Genomic DNA, 20,004 nt, shown 5'->3' on the forward strand with positions numbered 1-20,004 from the left:
ATTAATCTATATTTTGTTCATATTGTTCACGGTAGAATCCTATCTGATTACTGGAGTTTCCTTAAATGGTTTGCACATAAAAAAAGGATGCCTTTAGGCACCCTTACTAAACAGGATAATATTTTCTTTCCGGCCTCCCGACAATACCATAAACCACTTCCGCTTTTGCTTCCTTAATGGAGGATAGATATTCTAAATATCGACGTGCAGTAATCCGGGATGCTCCAATTTCCTTTCCCACTTCTTCAGCTGAAAGGCCTTGGTTATTAATCAGAAGTGCATTTTTCACCTTTCCAAGTGTGATTTCATCAATTCCTTTAGGTAATCCCGTGCCCCTTCCCACCTTTTCAATCTTTTTATTTCCGAAAAGGAGGTCTACATAATTCTGGTCTACATCTTGTTGGGAAGTTAGGAGGGAGTGCTTTTTTATATATTCTAAAATGACTTCGTCAAATCTTTCTCTATTTACAGGTTTAATCAAATAATTTTCTACTCCGTAGCTTAATGCTTTTTCTAGAAAAACTTTATCTGTCGCTGCAGTGATCATAATAATACTAACCCTTGGAAAACGATCTCGGATAATTGGAAGGAGATCGGATCCCAGCATATCAGGCATATACACATCCAGAATCAATAAATCAGGGGTTTTATCCGTTAGAATTTGAATTGTCTGATCACCATTCAATGATTTACCAACAACATCTATTTCATTAAACTTTGTTAAAAATTTTTCATGTATATCGGCAACTCGAAAATCATCTTCAGCAATGGCTACTTTTATCCTAGTCAACTGTTTGTCTCCTCTCGTATTCCTTTGGAAGGTAAACTGTAAAAACAGTCCCACTTTCCGGGGTACTTTGCACCTCAATCATCCCGTTCATTTCTAACACTGCCTCCTCAGCATTCGATAGGCCAAATCCCCTTGGCTCATCTCCTTTTTTAGAAGTATAGCCCCTGTCAAATAGAAGCGGAATTTCTTTTTCAGTAAGTCCCTTCCCATTATCAGCAATCTCAAAAATGATATCGCTGCCTATATCAGTAACGAAAAATTTCACTGTCGGAGAATCGAAACCATAGACAGCTTCGAAGGCATTGTCTATTAAGTTTCCAAGAATCACTATTAGATTGGATAGCTTAAAATGGGATGGCAGTGCCTCTAATTGGCTGTCCGATACAACCTCAAACTTTACTTTCTTTTCTGAGGCTTTTCCCAGTTTCCCTAAAAGGATGGCCTGTACTTTTGTATCTTTAATATGGTTAAAAACAATAGAATTCTGAAATTGCAATACCTGTGTTTCCGTTTGAATCATATCTATAGCTTGTTCATATTCCCCGAGCTGTAACAGGCCTGATAAGACATATAATTTATTTGTAAACTCATGTGTTTGTGCACGAAGATCTTCCGAATATCTTTTTACTTCCGATATGGTGTTGACCATTTGCTCTATTTCTGTTTTATCACGAAAAGAAGCAACCACTCTACTTACCCCATTCTCATCAAAGAGTGGCGTACAATTGACGATAACTGTTTTATCTTTCCAGACCATTTCTTTATCTGCTTGTGGATTTCCAGACTTTAAAACTTCATATAAATAGTCAGAAGGAAACAGCCCATCTACTTTTAAATTACGGACTGTGCCATTAATATGTAAAAGTCTCTTTGCAGGTTGGTTCATCATCGTGATAAATCCATGTTTATCTATGGCTAATATCCCTTCTTTCACTCCATGAAGCACTGCATTTTTTTCTTTATATAATGCAGCAATTTCATAGGGTTCGAGACCCATCGTGTCTTTGCGGATATTCCGCCCGAGCAGAATACTGCCTAAAAGAGAAATCAAAAGGGCGAACAGGGAAACAAGAAGTACCTTTGTAACATTATTCATAATTTGTTGATGGACATCTTCAAGAAGAAATCCAACCGAAACGATTCCAATCACTTCTCCCTCTTTATTCATAATAGGAGATTTTCCTCTTATAGATGGCCCGAGTGAACCCTTTGCCTTGGATACATAATATTCTCCATTTTTAAGTGCTCTTTGGTTATCTCCCCCCTTCATCTTCTTCCCAATCAAAGATGTTTGAGGATGCGAATATCTTGTACCCTCTTTGTTTCCTATGACAACAAATTCTGCACCAGTTTCTTTGCGAATCTTTTCAGCTAGCGGTTGAATGGTTTTGGAAGGATCACTTGTTTGAAACGCAGCGATAATGTTCGGTATGAATGATACCGTTTTTGAAATTTCCAATGCCAACCTGCCCTTGTTTTCCTCTATTTCTTTACTTTCCATATAGCTGAAAAATGTTGTCAGCAGCAGGATCAACAATAATCCCAGTAATAGAACCAGCCCAAATATTTTTGTATGTAGGGATATTTTTTTATTTTTCAGGCAGCATACCTCCTGTTAAACTCAATGGGATAAATACAAAGTCCATTATATCTTTTATATTAGAAGATTTCTTTATGAAAGCCCTGCCATTAAAAAAAAGAAACTATCACATGATAGTTCCAAAAATATTTTTAAGTTAAAGCTATTATTTCTTCTTTTTCAGTTTGTCCTCAGCTCGCTTCATATTTTCTGCAACTCTAAATTTGACAATCTCGCTTATTAATATATAAGGAAGCGGCTTTTCTATTTGAAATTGCACTGAACCTTTAGCACCTTTGTATTGCGATAATTCATCCTTAAATGCAGCAATTCCACTCGAAGTTGGGTAAAAACCGATATGATTTTTATACGCTGCGAAATGCACCAGATTTCCACGTAAAGCAAACGTAGGCATTTGATAACTAATCTTTTCTTCTGCATCCGGTGCCGATTCTTTTATTACTTTTCTTAACGTATTAAGTTTTTCCTGAACATCAGGGGGAAATTGTTGGATATATTCCCCAATTGAATTAAAAGTTAATTTGTTTCCTTCCATGATTGATATCTCCTTAATGTTTCTTTCTTATTTTAAAATGTGATTACGAAGCGGCACTAGCATAGATTCCTCTATGCCTTCAAGTACAAGACTGGCAGTCTTCTCAGCACCAGCCTCCTGAAAATGAGTGTTATCATGAACACCATTCGGATAATTCTTGTTCTCTTCAGCATCCAGCCAGAGGAAAACATCCTTTGTTCTTTCTGGTCCAAGTTCTTGGAACAATGCCTTGCTTTTGGCAGTAAGGTCAATGACAGGTACATTTTCTTCCATTCCAAGCTCCTTCATGGCAGCAGGATACTCCCCGTGTGTATCACGCGCTCTTGCTTCTTCAGAAAAACGCCGGCGTTCAACAGGTGTCACTAGAACAGGAATGGCTTGTTTAGCTCGGGCACCGTCAATATATTGTTTTAAATAGCTTTTATAGGTAGAATAGGGCTCCGTATAACGGGTTGGATCCTCTTTTTTTTCATCATTATGACCAAATTGAATAAACAGGTAATCACCCTTCTCAATCTGATCTAAGATTGATTTGAGTCTCCCTTCATCAATAAAACTTTTTGAACTCCTGCCAGATGAGGCCTCATTTTTTACGACAATCTTATCATCGAAATACCGATTTAAGACCTGTCCCCAGCCTGCCCTGGGTGCTAACGAGCTGGAATAGTCAGAAACGGTTGAATCTCCGGCCAGATAAACGGTTATTCGGTTTTTGTGGTTTTTTTCGTTTTTTGCAGCTGTACCAAAATAATTTCCAAAAATCAAGGTGAGAACTAATAGGAACAAGGATACCCGTAGCATTTTTCCCTTAAGCTTTCGCCGCATGATGTTCCTCCTAGATGCTATTTACTTTAGAGTTTAATAATATTAGTTAGAATTTACTTTATGAGAAAAAAGTCCTCTTATCATTCTTCCTTCTTTATTAATTATTATTTAATTTTCCTTCTTTATAATACTTTTAGCAAGGACAAAAAAAGTCGCCAATAGGGTAATTGACGACAAAAGATATGAAAAATAGATCGGTAAGGGGTTAAATCCTTCGAGTCTATTTCAATTTGATACTATTTCTAAAATAATCATAATCAGTTTTAATGAAATGAAAGGCTGTTGCATTACCGCCGTGATCTGGGTGAGTTATTTTTAATAATTGTTTATATCTGGTTAAAACTTCTTTATCGCTCGCCATTTTTGAAAGACCTAATTTTTGCCGATAATCATTCGTGTTAGGTGAAGAAGGGGGAACGTCATGTGTCTTATCAGTATCTCTTTTGTTTCCTTTAAAAAGTTCTTCTTTAAATTTTAACAATTCATTAGTTAAATCAATATTTTCTTTAAGTAATTTCTTGGTTTCCTTTTGTAATTCACTTTTCTCATTCTTTAGGTTGGCAATTTCTTTATGTAAAATATCTCTTTGCTTAATTAAATTGGTTATGGACGTCTTATGTAGATGTTCAATTCCTTTTATATGTTCATCCTGTGCTTTTATTCTTATTTTCAATTGGTGGACGACCTTATCCTGATCTGACGGACTAATAATTAATCCCTTTGAATCTGTTTCATTTTGCTGGTTTTTTGTTTTCTGATTTCCAGCCCCCACGTTTTGAATCTTACCTTCACGCAGCAAGCGACGAACAATTTGAAATGCGATGCTATCGGTTACACCTGCATCCTTTAACATGTTAAAAACTTGATCTGTATTATCAATTATGTATCCTGTATCCCGTTGTCCTGTTCCCTCGTAGTTAATCTTTCTTTCACGGAGCCACCGTCTAACCGTTTGAATACTAGTATCTTCAGTGACTCCTGCTTCCATTAACAAATCAAAAGCTTGATCCGTGTTCACGATCTTCCTTCTTTCCTTGCATTTATTATTTATACTATAGGAGTAAATATAAAAAGTGAATGGATAAAAAAGACTATAATAGAAGTCTTCTAGAGAATAGAATTTGAGTGAGCAAGGTCGCTTTCAGTACCAATTTCCTAGTTGAATTGGGGCGGATGTTGGTTCTAATAAAAGGAAGTAATAGATTCATACAACCAGCCATTCATAGCAACGAGACCGTTCAAATAATTAAACGGTCTTCATTCTACTTTTTCGTTATCAGTTGTTAAATCCCAGGAAATAGGAGTTTCCATGATCTTCTTTACTTCTTTACAATCATTTGTTTTTCCAAGCGCCCACATAAGCTTAGAAACAATAGCTTCGGTGTTCATATCACCTGATAGTGTAACATTATATTGTGCTGCCTTCCTTCCAACCTCATAGAGATAAAGGTCTTCCCCTTCCTCTAAGCATTGAGTAGTAATGATAACGGTTATATCAGCCTCAGTTAATTCTTTAATCTTGGGTAATAAGTTACGGTCCTCAAATGGAAGTCCCCCATTACCAAAACTTTCAATTATGACGCCTCGATAGCAAGTTTTCACAAAGTCAAATACTTCAGGCTTTGTTCCTGGAAACAATTTCAAAACAAATACATCAGGAGAAATACGTGTATCTACACTTAATTCTTGATGCATCTTCTCCGGTTTGAAATAGTATTTAACAATGTCCCCAGTTATATAAGCAACATAAGGATGGTTAATACTTTCAAAAGCGTCATAACTTTTCGTTCTAATTTTGACTGCACGGGTTCCAATTATAACTCGTCCATCAAAGACAACAAAAACCCCACCAATATCTTCACAAGCAAATCGAATCGAATCCGCAACATTTTTTACGGCATCGGTTCGACTAAAGCTAATTGGAACTTGGGATCCAGTTACAACAACCGGTTTTTGTAACCCTTGCAGCATATAGGATAAAGCTGAGGAAGTATAAGCTAGTGTATCAGTACCATGAGTAATGACAAATCCATCATACATAGTGTAATTATCGGCTATTGCATTTGCCATCATTACCCAATGTTCTGGTTGCATATTTGTACTATCTCTATTCATAAGAATTTTGCACGTTACCTCTATTGATTCAGATACATTCAGGCAATATCGGAGTAATTCATCAGGAGACATTCCAGGAACTAGACCTTCATTGCCCTCCACCGATGCGATTGTTCCCCCTGTTGCAAGTAATAATATTTTTTTCATCCTTTCCCCCCCTTTACTTATATCTAAACGTACGCGTTTTGCGAATGAATATACTAATTATAAAGCTATTAATGTATTAAAATCAATCATTGTTTTCATATCGCGTATATATTTCTTTTTAAACGATTTTTTCTATGATATAATCAAGCAAAAAACCATGGGGGAAGGGAACGAGAGTGTTAAAACGATTAGTAGACCTTAGAAAACAAAAAAAGTGGTCAATGCAGGAAACAGCCGATCAGCTGGGCATTGCCAAAAGTACCTATGCAGGCTATGAATCCGGGTATAGAGAGCCTTCTTTACATGCTTTATCTCTTATGGCCGAATTATTTGATACAACAGTTGATTTTCTCTTAAATCGAGTTGACGAAGAAAAAATAAAGGTTGAATTAAACTGCGTATTACAGTCGGGTAACAGTTTTATTTATCTCGATGGGACTCCATTATCTGAAGAAGAACTTTGTGATTTTATTGCTTTTACCAGGACAAAACGTCAAGTAAAACAAACAATGGTTTAAACATCTTCTAAATATAACAATATGACAAACGATTAATGATCACGGTTAACTATATAATTCAATAAATGCTTCAGAAAAGTGATATTGCGAGGCACCGCTTGTAACGCTTCCATGGCAAGACAGTATTGTTCCCACATCTCTTTTCTAGCACCCTCCTGACCTAGGATGGACACAAAAGTAGAACTGTTGTTTTCAGCATCTTTACCAATCGGTTTTCCGAGTATGATCATATCTCCTTCAACATCAAGCAGGTCATCTTTTATCTGAAACGCAATACCAGCATGTTGGGCGAATTTTTTCAAAGCTTCAATTTCGATTTCATTTGCATGGGCGAGGATTGCAGGCATGATTAGGGAAGCTTCAAATGCTATTCCAGTTTTATAAAAACACATCAAATTCAATTGTTCCAGTGTTAATTGTTTCCCTTTAGAATCCAAATCCATCGCCTGTCCCTTACACATAACAGCTGTCATTTGAGCTGAGTATTTAATCAAGTTAAGCACCGATTTCGAATCGAATTGATCAAGAGATGCTTGTTCTTCAATTGCCTTTTGGGTCAGAAACAGTCCAGTTAATTCTGCTATGGCAATGTTATAAACCGAATGTATTGCTTGACGTCCCCGACGGGTAGAGGAATTATCCTGTGATGGCAGATCGTCGAAGATTAAGGATGCCGTATGCATGTATTCTAATGATCGTAGAAGTGGTACGATGGCCGAACTATTTAATCCATATTCGTTAACGCCCATGACCCAGGTCATTATTGGCCTCAATCGCTTCCCGTCACCTTCCAGACTGTAATTTGCAGCATCAATTATTGGCTCAACTTCTTCAATTTTAGGGATATTTAAGACGTTGTTGATCTGATTACGGACAGTTTTAATCGTTTCTAAAAAGTCTACCTGCTCCTTCCGTTCATTTTTCAAAATGGTAATCATATGGTCCCGAAGTAGTTTATCAAAGAAATCTACATCATCTGCTTTACGAACCATATTTTGAATCACACGATTAAACTTTGGAACTCCTGAAAAAAATAATTTCATAACTTCGTTGTATTTTTCAGTTCCCATTCGTTCTTTAAATCTCTTAAGACCATTTATAGCACGATCAAGAATCACCTCACAGGCCTTGTGATCTGAGTGATATACCTTATGGATCAAATTAGAAATGACCGTCCAGTATAATTCAAAAGGATTGATAAGATCGAATCGCTTTTCATGATACTTCAGATAATAGGTATAGGGGGTTACCCTGTCTTCTTTCAAGTCTTCATACATATCTGCAAAATCATCCGCAAGCTGGTTGTATATGCCATAATAGAATGTTCGGGTGTCAAAGCCTTCATCCTCCGGAGCACTGATAACTGAACGGACAATCAATCGGGAAGAAGAGGATTTTAAAATGACCGGAATGTATAACTCTTCATTCGTGTAATTTGCATTGGATAGATCCTTTAAACGGTCCACTTCCTGTGAATTAAAAAACACATACGCCTGCTCGAAAAATTTTTTGCTGGTCTCTGGCCGCAAATGAGATTTAATATACTCAAAGGCATCGCGGAGTTCTGAATGAATATATCGGATTAGGTTTATGTTTTTCCCAGACCACTCACCCAATTCCGGTACATTTCCTGTGATAAGGGTGGTACGAATCAAATCGGAATATTGTTTTTCTTCATTAGCAGATAAGACTTTGGCATCGAGAAGATCGTCAATAAATGGATAGGTTAAACCATAGGAATAGCCGAGCCTAATTGCATCATCAAGTTTCTTCATTCGTTCTTCAGGCGATATCTCATCGCCCATCTCTTCAACTTCATGCATAATTACCCCAGCAATGATTTTAATAAGCTTTCTCTGAGCATTCTCAGCATCCATTCCCGTTGGAATATTGGAGGATACAGTCTTTAATTTGTTTAGCACCCAAATCATCGTGGATTCGATGCCTTCTTTCTGGGCGATTCGGTACAACCCGGCCATGCTAAACGTCTCAGAATTGACACTAAGGTTTGTTGAGGTAGACTGAATTAGGTGATTTTTTAAACTGTCAACAACACGCCGTACCCTTTTCTGTGTCTCAGTTGAGTCCAGAGCTTTGCCTAGGTCCCGCATGAAAATATAAGAGATGCTGCGATCCAAGTAATTATCAAGTTTGCCGGTGTAATTGAGCCATTGGATATAATTGTGATATGCTCGATTATCAGGTTTTCCTTTTCGACGTGAAAAAAAGGATAATATCGAATGGTGATGAATATGGTTGTGTTTCCAAGATTGAATATCTTTTGTTAGGACAGGAACAAAGGTCTTTTGCATGACCTGTTTATGAAGTGATTTAAAATAATGAGCAGCCTTCTGCTCAGCTAGCTGATAACATGCATCGGCATTTTTTATTAACTCCTCATCCATACTGTACATTACCTCTTCTTAAGGTTGTCTTATACATGTTTTGCAATATAATTCAAACCGAGATTATAAATCCAAGCGTTTTTCTTTAAAACTATCAAAATATATTTATTTATAATCATAAAATAACATCTTTAGACTCAAAAAGTATAATATTTCCTTTCATATTATAATTCCGCGAATTGTAAATAATACCTTCATTAATCTTTTCTTTTTTAATGGCTTTGTTAAACTTGGCTGTTGATTTCCGCTCCAATCAACGTGGGCTTTAATATCAATAATGACCTTTAACACAGCCTCTTTAATTAATAAAAAAACACCTCAAATATAGAGGTGCTTTAAGCAATTTAACCTATTTTAAAGTTGTAGCCACTGTACTTTCAGGTGATGTTACTTTGTCATAAAAATCTACGAATTGATCACGTTCAGCACTATCACGGTATGCCATGGCAACACGTGGATGTTCATTAAGAACACCTGAAATCATATAAGGAATGATAAAGCCCCACTCCCACTTTTCACGCATTTCGAGCATGTGCTTCTCAATGACTCCAAGAACTGGCTTAATCTCATAGCTTGATTTTTGGATGTAGCTAACAAGAAGCTCTGTGTTACAGTTACCTGCTGCCCGACCCATGCCATATACAGACGAATCGAGATATGTAACCCCATTTCGCATCGCAGTTAACGTATTGGCAAAAGCTAACTGCATATTGTTATGTGTGTGAATTCCAAGCTGTTTGTTAGGGATCAACGCTTTGAACTTTTTCACTTGGTGCTCAATATCTACAGGGTCTAAGCTTCCAAAGGAATCAACGATATAGACCACATCTACAGGGCTTTCCTTCACCAATTCAAAAGCTTTGATCAGCTGTTGTTCAGGAACACTTGATAATGCCATAATGTTCAGTGACGTCTCATATCCCAAATCATGGAACATTTGGACAAGTTCTAAGCCTTTATCTACTTCACGGATATAGCACGCTACTCGAATCATATCTAAAACACTTTGTTCACGAGGTAGAATATCATTGGGATCTACACGCCCAATATCGACTAAAGCCGATAGCTTCGTGAACTTTTTGACAGGGATAATTTCTTTCAGGAAGTTATCATCAAGAAATCGCCATGGATTGGGCTCTGTCGCTTTAAGAAGCTTTGGAGAATTTTTATAGCCAATCTCCATGTATTCAACACCCGCTTCACTTAGGCCGTTATACAAGTCTTGAACAAATTCGACACTGAAATCCCAATTGTTAACTAATCCTCCATCACGAATGGTACAGTCTAAAATTTTGCTACGAGTTTCCATGATCGTCATTTCCCCCTGTTTATTCCACATTTCTAATATTATTTCATACTTTTATGCTTTTAATTACTAAAATTTTCTTATTGTGTTTATAACACGTATTGTCCGGAGGTGTCAACCTATTTTCCGAAAATTCACTTTATCAAAAGTAACCAATTATATTCTTCCCCATGTCATTAATTCATTAGTCCTCTTTGTATTAAAACAAGGTATTGCTGATAATCATTTGATAATATTTCTTGCTGCTGTAAGTTCTCACATGTGCATATCTCCCTTAAATAAAAATAAAAAAGAGTCTACTCATCCCAAAACAAGGGACGAAGAGACTCTCCGCGATACCACCCTATTTGATAGGCTAGAATTGCCCATCCACTCAATAAATAAGCTCATGAAACTGCATTTGTAATTCATACTCTTGTACACCTGGATTTGCACCATCCATCCAGTCTCTTTTTGCTGTGTAGTAGGTACTACTAAGAATGCTGAGCTTTGAATCTATTTTCTTTTACACCAAAAGGATTAAACACTTAAACGCTTAAACGCTTTTAAGTGTTAAAGTAATATTAACAAAATACTACTAATTTAGCATTCTGTCAATGTTAATGTAAATTTTTAAATTAAGCTCTTTCTAAGTAAACCCGTCGAACAAGTTACACTAAAATGATGTTTTTAGGTAGTTTAACCGATGTTAGAATTTCTAGCTCTGTTAATCTCTGATAAGTATAAGAAGACCCGTTTAATAGGTTATTATCTAAGTATGAAGGGTGACACATAACTTCAACTGTTATGCCATCTTTAATACGATCTTTCAACTTTGAAAAATAGTCCGGTGTAACACCTTCACCATAGAAATCAAACAATGATACGTCAGAGAAAGAGTCCACACCAGAAATGGAGATGTATCCATTTTTCCTTACTGGCAGCCCGAATTTAACTGATAATTTCTTAACCACAGGATACACTTCTTTCAAGGTATGAACATGGTGATGGCTATCGAGATGGGTTGGTTTAAGTCCCGAATCGATAAATCGGTCGATTTGAGCGGTCCACTCAGCTTCAAGTTCATCTAAAGAAATATCTTTAGGATTGAAAGAGGACAAGGGTTTAAAAAGTCCATTAACATCAACCAATGAGGGAGCCATGTCTACTAATGGTTTGCCACATGTTAGCACAAGATGAATTCCTACCCGCAATCCTGGATTTTTTTTAGCCAATTGAATGGCATGCTCTGTCCCAGCCATATTCATCATCATTGTAGTTGATTTTACAATTCCATATAAATAGCTGTCGATTATTCCATGATTTACGCCTCGACTAAACCCAAAGTCGTCCGCGTTAACGATTAATTTTATCATGATTTATTCATCCTTAAGGTTTTGGACTAAACATAGCGATATCCTAATTATCCATGAATGATGGGCAATTTAGAGAAGGTTTTACATTTTAGGTTCTATCATTTGATTCTTTGGTACAGTTCAACCATTTCTACAGCCAAATCCTTTACTGTCATCGCATTCATTAAATGATCTTGTGCATGAACCATTAAAAGTGAGATTTCCGTTTTTTCTCCTCTTATCTCTCCTTGAATGAGCGATGTCTGGATATGATGTGCCTCATTCATGGCATTGTCTGCTTCCATCAATTTTTGTCTTGCTCCTTCAAAATCCCCTTTCTTTGCTGCCTGCATCGCTTCCATTGCAGCGCTCCTGCCGTTGCCGCCATGGAGTATAATTTGAAAGATTACTGCCTCTAAATTTTCCATTTTACTTCCCTCTTTTTCTTGATAATTAATGAAACTGGGGTAGGTATTCTTTATGTGCCTCGAGCATTTCGTCCAAAATGACTTTTGCCACGCGATCGCTTGGTACAAGTGGGTTGATTGTCATAGCCAGTAACGCCATTGCATAATCCCCGCTTATTGCCGCTTCAATCGCTACCCTTTCAAATGATTTCATTTGCTGTATAAGCCCACGAACTTGTATAGGCAGATCACCCACGGCAATCGGTTTCGGTCCGTCCTTTGTAATGATACAGCTGATTTCGACAGCAGAATCAAAAGGGAGACCTGCAATAGCCCCGTTATTGATTGTGTTAACAGCCTGAATGTCACGTTTATCCGTATACATTGAGTGGATAAGTCTTACAGCTGCATCACTATAATAGGCGCCGCCTCTCATCTCTAATTGAGGCGGCTTAATTGCTAAATGAGGGTCTTTATACAACTCAAATAGCTCTTCTTCCAGCTTTTTAACAACCTCTGCACGTGTTCCGCCCTCTTTATAGTTTTTCAATTCTTTTTCCAGCATATCTCCAGATTTATAATAGTAATTGTGATAAGGACATGGTAAAACATCTAATGCCTTCAAGAACTCAGGCTCCCACCCCATTGCATGAATGTTTTTCATCGTTATACTTTTCTCGGGATCATTAATTAAAGAAATCACCTTATCCTTTACGGATACCCCATCGACAAAAACATCCAATCCGTATACCATGTGGTTTAATCCAGCAAAATCGATTCTTACTCTGTTATTGTCTACTTCTAATAGTCTTGCAACGCCCATTTCCATACCAATCGGCACATTACACAATCCTACCACTCTATCAATATTACTGTAACGAAGGACTGCCTCTGTGACCATCCCGGCAGGATTTGTAAAGTTTATGAGCCAGGCTTTCGGACAAAACTCCTCCATTTCCCGGCAAATATCAAGAATAACAGGAATAGTTCTTAATGCTTTAAATAAACCTCCTGGGCCATTTGTTTCCTGACCAAGTACACCGTGCTTTAACGGAATACTCTCATCCTTCTTGCGTGCATCAAGCAACCCTACTCGAAATTGAGTAGTTACGAAATCAGCAGACTTTAAAGCTTCTTTTCGATCAAACGTCAAATAGATCTTTATCGGAACCCCTGCTTTTTCTACCATTCTTTTGGCAAGATTACCGACAATTTCAAGCTTATCCTTTCCATTTTCAACATCTACCAACCATAATTCACGCACAGGCAGTTCGTTATAATATTTAATAAATCCTTCAATAAGTTCAGGGGTATAGCTCGAGCCCCCGCCTATCGTTACGATTTTTAAACCGTCTTTCATTTTTTAACACCTCTGCTTGGATTTTATCTACATATTTAAGGTATCAGTAGTTTTGGATGTTTCACCCATTTCTCTCCTTGCATCAATGCGTCCCTGAGCAATGACAAAAGGCAGATAAATAAAGATTGAAATGCATAAATTCACTGCCGCCAAAATAGCACCGGAAACATGCCCGCCAGTTGCTAATAATCCTCCTATAATTGCAGGTGTTACCCAAGGGATATCAGCAACTACTGGATGAACCAAACCTAAACTAATGGATGTATAGGCTACGATTGTCATGATGATTGGTCCTAGTATAAACGGAATGAACCAGATGGGATTTAATACAATGGGCAATCCAAAAAGAATGGGTTCATTGATTTGGAAAATCCCAGGAGGTGTTCCTAATGCGAGTAATTGTTTATTACGTTTCCTCCCTGCAATAAACATTGCTACAATTAAACCTAAAGTTGCACCTGAACCTCCCAGATAAACAAATGCATCCAAGAATGAACCAGAAAGAATATGGTATTCACTTAAATCTTTAACACCTTTTGCATACATATTCACATTTTCTTGCCCTAACTTGGTCATTAAAGGAGTTGTAATTCCCCCAAGTATGTTTGGACCGTGAAGACCAAGAATCCAAAATCCATGTACCAAGGTTACTATTAAAATCGCAAATAGCATTGAATCTACCGCCCCAGTAAGCGGTGATACGAGTACTTTATTGATCCAGTCATTTAAATAAGCACCATCGCTAATAAACTTTCGTAAAACAAGGCCAAATAAACTAATGGTAAAAATGGTTGCCATTCCTGGGAGGAGCTTAGCAAATGAACGTGAAACCGCTGGCGGAACTCCATCAGGCAATTTAATCACCAAATACTTGACTTTAGCTAAACGAACAAAAATTTCAGTGGCTACAATGGCTACAATAATACCGGTGAATAAGGCAGTGGCATTAAAATAATTCCAGCCAATGAACCCCCACGCACCCCCTGTTACAGCTTCACCGCCCTCAGGAGTTATCGACACGTTAGCAACTTGAGGAATCAGGACAAAGAAAGAAGCACCAGCGACAAGCATCGCTTCGAAACCATCGTCCCCATAAGATCTTGCCAGCTTATAAGCTATACCGAAAACCGCAAATATCGTCATGAAGGCAAGGGTACCCCACCAGATATCTGAGCCTAAAGTTTTCCACGTTTCACCGAAAATAGATATCATTAATTTTTCATAATATTTACCAATGCCAGGTACAGATCCTAGGTTGTTTAATAACACTGCTAACGAACCAATCATGGTAATCGCGATCATTCCTACCAAAGCGTCACGAATAGCAAGAAGGTGCCTGCTGTTCCCTAGCTTATTTGCGAAAGGCATAATAAATTTATCGATAAAATTCATCATGTTACCTACTCCCCTTTTATTAGATTAATTGCTTGCTTCAAAACTTCCTCTCCATTACAAAGGCCGTAATGCTTCGGATTAATAGAATCTACCGGAATACCAATCTTTTCTCCTGCCTTTTTAAGCTGGGTAAGCATATAGCGAACTTGTGGACCAAGAAGCAATACGTCTGCCTTGTTTATCTGGTCATTTATTTCAGTGGATCCTACTGCCCAAATTTTACAATCGATCCCTTGTGATTTGGCGCTTGCTTCCATTTTGGAAACCAATAGACTCGTAGACATACCAGCGGAACAGCATAATAAAATGTTCATCAATATCCCCCTTAAAGAAAGCGATTACATTAATTAATAAAATTGCAAATGAGTTCGATTTTTCGAAAAAGATGCTTAACATTATTAATGCTTATAAACAATCTTCCTCCCCCTTTAGAAGTAAACATATAGCTTATTTCAAAAAGCAGTAAAAGGTTTTTATAATCTTATTGTAATGACAATTCTGAATATTTACAATACATTTCTCGCCAATTTGTTATTATTTTTAAAATTTGTTATTACAAATATAAATAATTGTACTTTTATAGTACCTTTAAGAGCTATTTTTTGTTAATCTATAGGTATTGAGGGGGAAGTCCACTATGATAGAAGATACAAAAGACGGAAGTGCTCTGCACCTTAAGGTAAAAGATGCAATCATTCAATTGATTAACGACGGGGAATATAAACCAGACTCACAACTTCCGACGGAGGCTGAATTTTGCGAAAAATATGGTGTAAGCAGGACAACTGTACGAACTGCCCTACAACAATTAACGATGGAGGGTTATGTTTATCGTAAACGAGGAAGCGGAACTTTTGTTTCCGCAAACAAGGTAAAACAAATTTTAACAACGACGGTTGACCACTTTTCGAGTCAAATTTCCATGCAGGGAAAAAAACCATTAATAAAAGTAGGACAATTAGAAGTAATACCAGCAGATGAGTATCTTAGTGAACAATTAAAGATCCAAGAGGGAGAACCAGTTAATGTGCTAGAGCGGATACGTTATGTAAATGAAGAACCGATACAGTTTGAAACTGCCTTTTTACCCTGGTATAAAACCCCAGCTTTAAATAAACAGGGTTGTGAAAATTCATTATATAAACTTTTGGAAACACAATTTGGTTTAAAAATAAACAAGACAATTGAAAGCCTCGAATTGTTTATTGCAGATCAAGAGGCAGCAGAAAAACTACATATCTGTGTTGGTGACCCCTGCTTTGCGCTCGATACCTTGGCCTATCTTCAAGATGGTTCAATCATTGAATATTCAAAAACAATCTATCGTGGAGATTTGGCCCATTTTGTCATTGAAAGAAATTACTAACGATTTATATATAAAACAGTAGATTAACGTGAAAAAAGGATTGGTCATTTCGAAAATCGCCTCCAATAATTGGCATTGGCATTATAATACCAATGCCTTAGTTAAAAAAGGGAGGCCTTAGGACCAATGATACAGTTTTCCTTGCCTGCTAAATGATTGACTGAGATCCTTTAATGTGTAAATTCTAGCCGTTAAGAGAAATAAATCATTGTAGTTATTATGGATGTATTCATCAATAATCTCGATTCCTTCTATAAATTGATCAACTAAATAATACGTGTACTTTTCATCCCAGGAAAACTTATTGATTCTTAAAAGTTCATCTGCTAGTATTTGAAACTTAAACTCCTCAATCAGGAGTTTTATTTGAAACAATTTATCCGGATTAAACCTAAAACTGTTTTTATTTTCATGGCTTTTCTGAACATATTTTATAAAACCATTGATATTTTCAGCCAACATATTCGCTTTTTGCATCTCGAAGTTCAATTTGTCCTCTCCTCAATTTCTAATTTCCAACCCATCTTTAAAAAGAGTGTATGTCTTGGGAAGGAATAATGACACCAACAAAACCAAATGTCTCGAAAAAATTCCTTATTAATGAAAGAATCAGGAAAAATAAGTGAAAAATCTTCATAAAAAAGAGGCACAAATCCAATTTGATTTGCAGCCTCAATTTAGTTTAGAATTTATTATTTTATGAAGATGCTATAAGAGTCAATTCACACTGCTTTAGATAAAGTAATGTTTTGATCTTGATTATCTTTTCTTTTTTTCAAACTAACCATTGCTATAAAGGAGATACAGTAGAGTACAGCAAGATATCCCATTGCGATCGTCACATTAGCATGCTGCAGGATATATCCTACTAAAATAGGAGATAATCCCCCTAATGCTCTACCGAAGTTAAAGATAGTATTGGTTGCTGTGCTGCGAATTTCTACTGGATAATAATTGCTTATTAATGCACCGTAACCAGCAAACATTCCATTCGAGAAGAATCCTACAATCGCACCGCCGATTAAAAGACCCGCACTTCCTGACGCAAAGGAGTATAAAAAGACTGCGATTGCGGAAGCGAATAAGAAGATTCCGAATGACCGCTTCATTCCAAGTCGATCCATAAACTGTCCAAAAGTTAACATACCTGCAATCATTCCCGCAGCTGTACTAATCGTCCAAAGAGCCGAGTTTGAAACTGATAATCCCTGGGATTGTTGAAGCATGGATGGCAGCCAAATCATCAAGCCATTATAACCTGCAATTTGGACCGTTGCCATGATAGCTAAAGCAATCGTCGTAACTGAAGTTCTTGGAGTAGCAAACAATTGCTTTAAATTCGCTTGCTTTGGCACAAGTTGTTTTTTCTTTTGTGATGCCAGCCACACGGGTGATTCGTCTAATTTTTTTCGGACGATAAAGGCGAATATAACCGGAACCAATCCGATGAAAAACAATCCTCTCCATCCCCAAGCAGGCAGGATCATGGCACTAAGAAGTGCAGCCAGAATCACACCGTATTGTGCACCGATGCTAACATAAGAAGAAGCGCGTCCTTGTTTATTCTTTGGCCATGCTTCAGCCACAAGCGCCATACCAATTCCGTATTCCCCACCTGCGCCTAAGCCGGCAATAAACCTAAAGATGTATACTTGTTCAATATTTACGGCTAAACCAGTTAATGCCGTTCCGATAGCAAATAGTAGAATCGTATAGGTAAATATTTTAACTCTCCCAAATTTATCTGCTAAGATACCGAAAATGATTCCTCCAGCGAGCATACCTAAATTGGTAATCGAAGAAATAAGACCTCCAGCAACCATGTCAATATGAAACTCTGCAATAATCATCGACATCGCAAAGGAGATAAACATGATATCCATGCCCTCTAAAGTTAAACCTGCTACTGATGCAACTACTGTTTTTTTACGATAATCCATTTTTGTCGTTCTCCTTTCAAGCCTCACAGGACTTTGATTAAAAGATTATGGGCAAAAATAAAATGCCCTTTCATCCAAAGGACAAAAGGGCATTCATATACATAATTAGTATGATGAAGTTTACTTTTGCCTTTTTGGCCTCTCTGGACCAAATTAAAGGAATTTAATTTCATCTAATAGTAACACGATACATTTCATGTGACAATATTTTTATTATATTGCAAGAATTCTACTTTACGCAGATATTCTAATATTTTTTCCCTTTGTCCTTTTAAATGAATACACTATGAATAAAAGAATGAACCATAATGGTGTCATTAATAAAGCGACACGAGTTGATTCTGCAAATAGCATAATAATGAGAATAAATGCAAATAACGAGAGAACAAGATAATTAATAAATGGGGTAAATGGTGCTTTAAAAATCGACTTTTCATGTAAATCTGGGCGTGATTTCTTATATCGCAGATGACAAATTAAGATAATGCTCCAAACCCAAATAAAACAAATCGCACTAATCGTTGTCACGATACCAAAGGCTTGTTCTGGAATCAGCTTACTTAAAAGAGCTCCGACGGATAGAACAAGTGCAGATATAAATAATGCGTTACTCGGTACATGATTTTTATTTAATTTAGCAAAATTCGCGGGTCCTTGTTGATGATTACTTAAATTAAATAATATGCGGCTCGTTGAAAACAATCCACTGTTACAGGCAGACGCAGCAGATGTTAAGACGACAAAGTTAATAATTCCTGCAGCAATCGGAATACCAACTAAACTAAACGTTTTTACAAAAGGACTGTTTGCTGCATTCAGTTGCGTCCATGGATTGATGCATAAAAGGATAATAAGGGCTCCCACATAGAAAAACAGTATTCTTAAAGGTATTTTATTTATTGCAGATGGGATATTTTTTTGTGGATTGGATGTTTCGGCTGCTGATACACCTACTAATTCAACACCTACAAATGCAAAGACAACCATTTGAAAAGAAAGTAAGAAACCTGATAATCCATTTGGGAAAAGACCACCATGGCTCCATAGATTTTTTACTGTAACCGTTCCTGAATCTGTTTGAAATCCAATAATTAACAAAATGACCCCTATGATGATTAAAGCAAGAATGGTGATCACTTTGATTAAAGCAAACCAAAACTCTAATTCTCCAAATAGCTTTACTGTTAATAAATTTAGTCCCAATAATAGAATTAAACAGACTATAGCAGGCATCCATTGTGGGATATCGAACCAATATTGCACGTATACACCAACAGCAATAATATCAGCCATAGCTGTCATAATCCAACAAAACCAATAGGTCCATCCAGTTACATAACCAGCCCACGGTCCAATATAATCCTCGGCGAAGTCCGTAAATGATTGATAGCCCTTATTTGATAAAAGAAGTTCTCCTAATGCCCTCATTACAAAAAAACATGCGATACCCACAATTAAGTAGGCAAAAATGATAGATGGACCTGCTAACTGAATGGCTTTCCCTGAACCTAGGAATAAACCTGTACCAATCGTACCTCCAATCGCAATCAGTTGTACGTGCCGATTTTTTAAATCTCTTTTTAATTCTTGTTGTGCCACTTCTTTTGCCCCCTCATTTAGTAATAATTTCCTTTGTCCACTATGTGAAGATATGAACAATGAGTTAAACACCATAAAAAAAGAGATTGGAATTTCTCCAATCTCATCGGTCATAAGAATAACAAATAATATCCATTACTCTTTTGTCAGAATAACAAATAAAACTCGTACTCTTCTGTCCTTTTGCCTGAGATTGTGAACCCTTCGGCGCCGCATATTTCCTGCGGTCTCTCCAGAAGCTGCTCCTGCTATAGTTTGACCCATAGCAATCATAGCTTGCTTAGTATTTAATTTATGTAGAAGAACAAATGGTTCAAAATCCCCCGCTAAAAAAAGTTATGCATCATTACATCTTATCTCAC

General features: G+C 37.0%; 18 protein-coding genes and 1 riboswitch. Of the genes, 2 read left to right on the forward strand and 16 right to left on the reverse strand.

Translation table 11 applies throughout. The features are described 5' to 3' along the window. Nucleotides 1–106: 106 nt before the first annotated feature. From COE25_RS07730 to COE25_RS07755, 6 genes are all read right to left on the reverse strand, one after another. On the reverse strand, nucleotides 107–790 hold the full coding sequence (locus tag COE25_RS07730; protein ID WP_098932191.1) for a response regulator: 684 nt from the start codon (nucleotides 788–790) through the stop codon (nucleotides 107–109). Continuing rightward, entirely contained in the window at nucleotides 783–2,390 is a 1,608-nt protein-coding gene (locus tag COE25_RS07735) for an ATP-binding protein (RefSeq protein ID WP_098932192.1), read from the reverse strand. Before COE25_RS07735 ends, COE25_RS07730 begins: the two co-directional genes overlap by 8 nt. A gap of 145 nt (nucleotides 2,391–2,535) precedes the next feature. After that, nucleotides 2,536–2,925, reverse strand: coding sequence for an iron chaperone (locus COE25_RS07740; protein ID WP_098932193.1), 390 nt, complete (start codon nucleotides 2,923–2,925; stop codon nucleotides 2,536–2,538). Between the two features lie 27 nt (nucleotides 2,926–2,952). Beyond that, the gene (locus tag COE25_RS07745) at nucleotides 2,953–3,750 is read right to left on the reverse strand and encodes a rhamnogalacturonan acetylesterase (protein WP_257208726.1); all 798 of its coding nucleotides are present in this window, start codon (nucleotides 3,748–3,750) and stop codon (nucleotides 2,953–2,955) included. Nucleotides 3,751–3,970: 220 nt separating this feature from the next. Next, complete coding sequence (locus COE25_RS07750) at nucleotides 3,971–4,768, reverse strand: hypothetical protein (RefSeq protein ID WP_098932194.1); 798 nt, start codon at nucleotides 4,766–4,768, stop codon at nucleotides 3,971–3,973. Nucleotides 4,769–5,007: 239 nt separating this feature from the next. Then, complete coding sequence (locus COE25_RS07755; protein WP_098932195.1) at nucleotides 5,008–6,012, reverse strand: asparaginase; 1,005 nt, start codon at nucleotides 6,010–6,012, stop codon at nucleotides 5,008–5,010. Between the two features lie 176 nt (nucleotides 6,013–6,188). Here COE25_RS07755 and COE25_RS07760 point away from each other — a divergent pair, with 176 nt between their 5' ends. Continuing rightward, nucleotides 6,189–6,530 carry a helix-turn-helix domain-containing protein gene (locus COE25_RS07760; protein ID WP_098932196.1) on the forward strand — a complete coding sequence of 114 codons (342 nt, stop codon included), beginning with the start codon at nucleotides 6,189–6,191 and terminating at the stop codon, nucleotides 6,528–6,530. Between the two features lie 32 nt (nucleotides 6,531–6,562). On the opposite strand, the gene COE25_RS07765 is transcribed toward COE25_RS07760, so the two are convergent. The 7 genes from COE25_RS07765 to COE25_RS07795 form a co-directional block, all read right to left on the reverse strand. Then, nucleotides 6,563–8,935, reverse strand: a complete 2,373-nt coding sequence (locus COE25_RS07765) for a polyprenyl synthetase family protein (RefSeq protein ID WP_098932197.1) — start codon at nucleotides 8,933–8,935, stop codon at nucleotides 6,563–6,565. Nucleotides 8,936–9,284: 349 nt separating this feature from the next. Further along, the gene (locus COE25_RS07770) at nucleotides 9,285–10,244 is read right to left on the reverse strand and encodes an aldolase catalytic domain-containing protein (protein ID WP_088086728.1); all 960 of its coding nucleotides are present in this window, start codon (nucleotides 10,242–10,244) and stop codon (nucleotides 9,285–9,287) included. Nucleotides 10,245–10,891: 647 nt separating this feature from the next. Next, complete coding sequence (gene chbG, locus COE25_RS07775) at nucleotides 10,892–11,596, reverse strand: chitin disaccharide deacetylase (RefSeq protein WP_098932198.1); 705 nt, start codon at nucleotides 11,594–11,596, stop codon at nucleotides 10,892–10,894. A gap of 98 nt (nucleotides 11,597–11,694) precedes the next feature. Next, complete coding sequence (locus COE25_RS07780; RefSeq protein ID WP_088086726.1) at nucleotides 11,695–12,003, reverse strand: PTS lactose/cellobiose transporter subunit IIA; 309 nt, start codon at nucleotides 12,001–12,003, stop codon at nucleotides 11,695–11,697. Nucleotides 12,004–12,028: 25 nt separating this feature from the next. Next, nucleotides 12,029–13,342: a 6-phospho-beta-glucosidase gene (locus COE25_RS07785; protein WP_098932199.1), complete on the reverse strand. Its 1,314-nt coding sequence runs from the start codon at nucleotides 13,340–13,342 to the stop codon at nucleotides 12,029–12,031. A gap of 27 nt (nucleotides 13,343–13,369) precedes the next feature. Then, nucleotides 13,370–14,737 carry a PTS sugar transporter subunit IIC gene (locus COE25_RS07790; protein WP_098932200.1) on the reverse strand — a complete coding sequence of 456 codons (1,368 nt, stop codon included), beginning with the start codon at nucleotides 14,735–14,737 and terminating at the stop codon, nucleotides 13,370–13,372. 5 nt (nucleotides 14,738–14,742) lie between these two features. Beyond that, nucleotides 14,743–15,051 carry a PTS sugar transporter subunit IIB gene (locus tag COE25_RS07795; RefSeq protein ID WP_088086723.1) on the reverse strand — a complete coding sequence of 103 codons (309 nt, stop codon included), beginning with the start codon at nucleotides 15,049–15,051 and terminating at the stop codon, nucleotides 14,743–14,745. A 323-nt stretch (nucleotides 15,052–15,374) separates the two neighbouring features. On the opposite strand from COE25_RS07795, the gene COE25_RS07800 reads away from it, so the two are divergent. Next, complete coding sequence (locus COE25_RS07800; protein ID WP_088086722.1) at nucleotides 15,375–16,103, forward strand: GntR family transcriptional regulator; 729 nt, start codon at nucleotides 15,375–15,377, stop codon at nucleotides 16,101–16,103. 117 nt (nucleotides 16,104–16,220) lie between these two features. On the opposite strand, the gene COE25_RS07805 is transcribed toward COE25_RS07800, so the two are convergent. The 3 genes from COE25_RS07805 to COE25_RS07815 form a co-directional block, all read right to left on the reverse strand. Next, nucleotides 16,221–16,592, reverse strand: a complete 372-nt coding sequence (locus COE25_RS07805) for a hypothetical protein (RefSeq protein ID WP_088086721.1) — start codon at nucleotides 16,590–16,592, stop codon at nucleotides 16,221–16,223. A 233-nt stretch (nucleotides 16,593–16,825) separates the two neighbouring features. Beyond that, nucleotides 16,826–18,043 carry an MFS transporter gene (locus tag COE25_RS07810; RefSeq protein ID WP_098932201.1) on the reverse strand — a complete coding sequence of 406 codons (1,218 nt, stop codon included), beginning with the start codon at nucleotides 18,041–18,043 and terminating at the stop codon, nucleotides 16,826–16,828. A 234-nt stretch (nucleotides 18,044–18,277) separates the two neighbouring features. Continuing rightward, entirely contained in the window at nucleotides 18,278–19,642 is a 1,365-nt protein-coding gene (locus COE25_RS07815; protein ID WP_098932202.1) for an amino acid permease, read from the reverse strand. Between the two features lie 165 nt (nucleotides 19,643–19,807). Then, nucleotides 19,808–19,888: riboswitch (glycine riboswitch) on the reverse strand. Nucleotides 19,889–20,004 lie beyond the last annotated feature (116 nt).

Origin of the sequence: Bacillus sp. AFS031507 (assembly GCF_002584635.1) — a bacterium.
Classification (GTDB): Bacteria; Bacillota; Bacilli; order Bacillales; family Cytobacillaceae; genus Neobacillus.